This window comes from Bacillus sp. AP50, from assembly GCF_040492675.1.
Taxonomy (GTDB): Bacteria; Bacillota; Bacilli; order Bacillales; family Bacillaceae_G; genus Bacillus_A; species Bacillus_A cereus.
Window position 1 is genome coordinate 1 of sequence record NZ_JBEUTW010000340.1, and the last position, 4,064, is coordinate 4,064.

The following is a 4,064-nucleotide window of genomic DNA, read 5'->3' on the forward strand; positions in this document are numbered from 1 at the left end:
TTGGGAAGTACGCCAGTCTAGTAAAGTCTGGCGTACTTTGTTTTTTAATAATATTTAAGTTACAATATAGTAAAAAATAACAATTTAGGGGAAGTCTATGAAAAAAATAGTGTTTATCATTGTACTGGTAATTAGTTTAATTGCAAATGCTAAAGTGTTTCTTTTGGACAAATATATGTATGTTGGTGAAAAAGAAAAGCGAGAAGAAGCGATTATCGCAACGATGTGGCATTTGCAAGATAAAGGATATAAAGAAAGTGATATTTTATATATAAAACCGGCCTTTTATAGCAAAATGGATTCGTATGGAATGAATGTGCAGTTTAAAGATGAACCAAATGAATCATATACATATAGAGTTTTAAAAGATACGAAAACAAATAAACTAACTGTACACCAAAATAGCAATGAGCAAGGTGGTATGGGCGGGAAGCATCAAGAGCTTAAATAAAGAAAGAAAACGACTGATGGCATTCGCCTGCAGTCGTTTTTCTTTTAATCATACTTATGTCGATCTTCCGTAATTCGAATATACTCAATATCCATCAAATCTCTAAGTAATGCACCGTTACTTAGTTCAACGCCATGTTTCTCTTTAAAATGAGTACGAATCGTATCTAGCATTTCGAGTTCTTTCCCATTCACATCTAAAATAATACGTTCAGAATCATCCATGTTGCATCCTCCTTTTTTACACATATATATTTTGTCCGTCTATTTCTAAAAAATGTATGTTAACGTAATGTTAGGAAATAAGAAAGGGATGAAAAATGAGACGTATTTATTTTATAGGGTTAATTTTGTACACGCTAATTGTATTACACGTTGCATTCCCAAATATCTTTTCATTTGAGGATTTAGAAACAGTACACGTTGCGATATTTATTTTTGCTCTATTTGTAGTAGATTGCTTTATTTCTATATGGATTTCGAAAAGAAAAGATATACAAGGTGAAAAAGAAATGGAACGGAAAAAGAGAAAACATTCATTTTGGATGATGACATACTGTTTGTCTTTAGTGCTTACTGCTGCTTTTTTTAGTGAACATATTCCATTAGAAAGATTAAATATTGGATTTGGAGCGTTCGTATTTGCATACTATTTTTTTATGCACTTTCTTCCTTATATGAAAGAAAAGCGAGGAGAAGAGGAAAATCCGCTTGTAGAAGAAGCGAGAGAGCAAGAGCATAAGAGAATAGAAGAAGATATAAAGAAACTCGGAGAACAAAAGTGGTATTTAAAATCAAAAATCATATATGTTCTTTGCTTTATTACGCCGCCAATTGGATATTTGTACGTCTTCTTACTTCGTAAAAAAATGACAGCAGATGCAAGGCAAACGTACTTAACGATCGCGACAATCATGATGGCGTTATGGCCTTTGAAGTTTCTTCCGCCTTATGTGTTGGCAATTACCGTTGTTGTCGTAGCATGTCTTGTGTTTATAGTGAAGTTTATAAAATGAAAAACACCAAGCCTATGTGGACTTGGTGTTTTATCTATAAATTAAAGCTCACCTTGCTCTTCATCACCACGAACAACAAGGACATCGCATTTCGCATAGCGAATAATATGTTCAGAGACGCTACCAATTAGGAAACGCTCAACAGCATTTAAACCAGTCGCACCACACATAATTAAATCTACTTTATGGTTTGGAGCGATTTCTTTTGAAATTTTTGATTTAGGATTACCGAACTCTAATACAGTTTCAATTTTTTCAAGACCAGCTTCAAGCGCAGTTTTTTTGTAGTCTTCTAATAAGTCTTCTGCAAATAGATTTGCCCGTTCAGCAATTGCACGGCTATAAGCTTCTACTGCTGAGTATGCTTTTACATCAACGATATGAGCAATTGTTAATGTTGCATTGTTGCGCTTTGCGACTTGAATTGCTTTTTTAAAGGCTTTTTCTGCTTCTTTAGAACCATCCACCGCGATTAAAATATTTGTATATGTATTATTCATAGTAAATTCCTCCCAATCTGTTTTATAACTGTTTACAACTTAAGTATAAAACAAATTTTGGTAACGTGCTTGCCAGAAACGTTACAGAATTTTGAAAACTCTGTTTCAATTCATTTTAGTTGTAATTGGAGCGAGAACTTGTTACATATGAAGTATAGCAATTTAAAAGGGGGCAGTTTTGTGAGACATGCGCTCATTACAGCCGGTACGAAAGGTTTAGGAAAGCAAGTAACAGAAAAGTTATTGGCTAAAGGCTATTCAGTAACAGTAACGTACCATAGCGATACCACGGCTATGGAAACGATGAAAGAAACATATAAAGATGTGGAAGAGCGTCTACAATTCGTGCAAGCGGATGTCACGAAAAAGGAAGATTTACATAAAATAGTAGAAGAAGCGATGAGCCGTTTTGGCAAAATTGACTTTTTAATTAATAATGCTGGTCCATATGTATTTGAACGAAAAAAGTTAGTTGATTATGAAGAAGATGAATGGAATGAAATGATTCAGGGAAATTTAACAGCGGTATTTCATTTATTAAAACTTGTCGTTCCGGTCATGAGAAAACAGAACTTTGGCCGTATTATTAATTACGGATTTCAAGGGGCGGATAGTGCACCGGGATGGATTTATCGTTCAGCTTTTGCCGCAGCGAAAGTAGGACTTGTTTCATTAACGAAAACAGTTGCTTATGAAGAAGCGGAGTATGGTATTACTGCGAACATGGTATGTCCTGGTGATATTATAGGCGAGATGAAAGAGGCAACTATTCAAGAAGCACGTCAGCTGAAAGAGCATAACACACCGATTGGTAGATCTGGAACAGGTGAAGATATTGCAAGAACCATTTCGTTTTTATGTGAGGACGATTCCGATATGATTACCGGTACAATTATTGAAGTTACTGGTGCAGTGGATGTTATTCATAGACATCGATAGAATAAAATAAGATGAAGTTTCGAATAATTGGACAGTTTATCCATTGTGCTGAGAGGTGCGGATAATACTGTCCTTTAATATAAAATTAAATCTATCGGAAAACTCGTGTTATTTTTTGTCAAATATTGAGATATTATGTTAAAATATAAGAGCGTAGAAAGCGCTTTAAAAAAATGATTCAGGGGTCATTTCATAACTCAAGGGGGAACTAATCATGCGTATCGGTATTCCAACAGAAATTAAAAACAATGAAAACCGTGTGGCAATGACGCCAGCGGGAGCAGTACATTTAGTACAAAATGGTCATGAAGTTTTTGTTCAAAAAGGAGCAGGTTTAGGATCTGGCTTTACGGATGAAGAATACGTACAAGCTGGTGCGAAACTTGTAGAAACTGCTGAAGAAGCATGGAATCAAGATATGGTTATGAAGGTAAAAGAGCCAGTAGCAAGTGAATACGGCTATTTCCGTGAAGGTTTAATTTTATTCACATACTTACACTTAGCTCCAGAACCAGAATTAACGAAAGCATTAATCGATAACAAAGTTGCATCAATCGCATACGAAACAGTACAATTAGACAATCGTTCTTTACCATTACTTGCACCTATGAGTGAAGTAGCTGGTCGTATGTCTGCACAAATCGGTGCACAATTCCTTGAGAAAAACAAAGGTGGTAAAGGTATTTTACTTGCAGGCGTTCCAGGGGTAAAACGCGGCAAAGTAACAATCATCGGCGGTGGTCAAGCTGGTACAAACGCAGCTAAGATTGCAGTAGGTTTAGGTGCAGATGTAACAATCATTGACTTAAGTGCAGAACGTCTTCGTCAATTAGATGATATTTTCGGTAACCAAGTAAAAACATTAATGTCTAATCCATACAACATTGCAGAAGCTGTTAAAGAATCTGACCTTGTTATTGGTGCAGTATTAATTCCAGGTGCAAAAGCGCCAAAACTTGTAACTGAAGAAATGATTCAATCAATGGAACCAGGTTCTGTCGTTGTAGATATCGCGATTGACCAAGGTGGTATTTTCGAAACAACTGATCGTATTACAACTCATGACAACCCAACTTACGAAAAACACGGCGTTGTTCATTATGCAGTTGCTAATATGCCAGGTGCAGTTCCACGTACGTCAACTCTTGCATTAACAAAC

The 4,064-nt window shown here is 35.7% G+C and carries 6 protein-coding genes; 4 read left to right on the forward strand and 2 right to left on the reverse strand.

The genetic code is table 11. The annotated features are described in order from the left end of the window. Positions 1-97: 97 nt before the first annotated feature. Entirely contained in the window at positions 98-451 is a 354-nt protein-coding gene (locus tag ABWK52_RS21825) for a DUF3139 domain-containing protein (RefSeq protein ID WP_000724676.1), read from the forward strand. 44 nt (positions 452-495) lie between these two features. Here the strand turns inward: ABWK52_RS21825 and ABWK52_RS21830 are convergent, their stop codons facing one another. Continuing rightward, positions 496-675, reverse strand: coding sequence for a hypothetical protein (locus tag ABWK52_RS21830; RefSeq protein ID WP_000342765.1), 180 nt, complete (start codon positions 673-675; stop codon positions 496-498). Between the two features lie 95 nt (positions 676-770). On the opposite strand from ABWK52_RS21830, the gene ABWK52_RS21835 reads away from it, so the two are divergent. Further along, entirely contained in the window at positions 771-1,466 is a 696-nt protein-coding gene (locus ABWK52_RS21835) for a hypothetical protein (protein WP_098541185.1), read from the forward strand. A 41-nt stretch (positions 1,467-1,507) separates the two neighbouring features. Here ABWK52_RS21835 and ABWK52_RS21840 read toward each other — a convergent pair whose 3' ends face one another. Beyond that, positions 1,508-1,966, reverse strand: a complete 459-nt coding sequence (locus tag ABWK52_RS21840) for a universal stress protein (RefSeq protein WP_001066673.1) — start codon at positions 1,964-1,966, stop codon at positions 1,508-1,510. Between the two features lie 147 nt (positions 1,967-2,113). Here ABWK52_RS21840 and ABWK52_RS21845 point away from each other — a divergent pair, with 147 nt between their 5' ends. Both ABWK52_RS21845 and ald read left to right on the forward strand, forming a co-directional pair. Further along, entirely contained in the window at positions 2,114-2,905 is a 792-nt protein-coding gene (locus tag ABWK52_RS21845) for an SDR family oxidoreductase (protein ID WP_002062486.1), read from the forward strand. A gap of 214 nt (positions 2,906-3,119) precedes the next feature. Further along, a partial coding sequence (ald, locus tag ABWK52_RS21850) for an alanine dehydrogenase (RefSeq protein ID WP_326257206.1) occupies positions 3,120-4,064 on the forward strand: 945 nt, incomplete at its 3' end.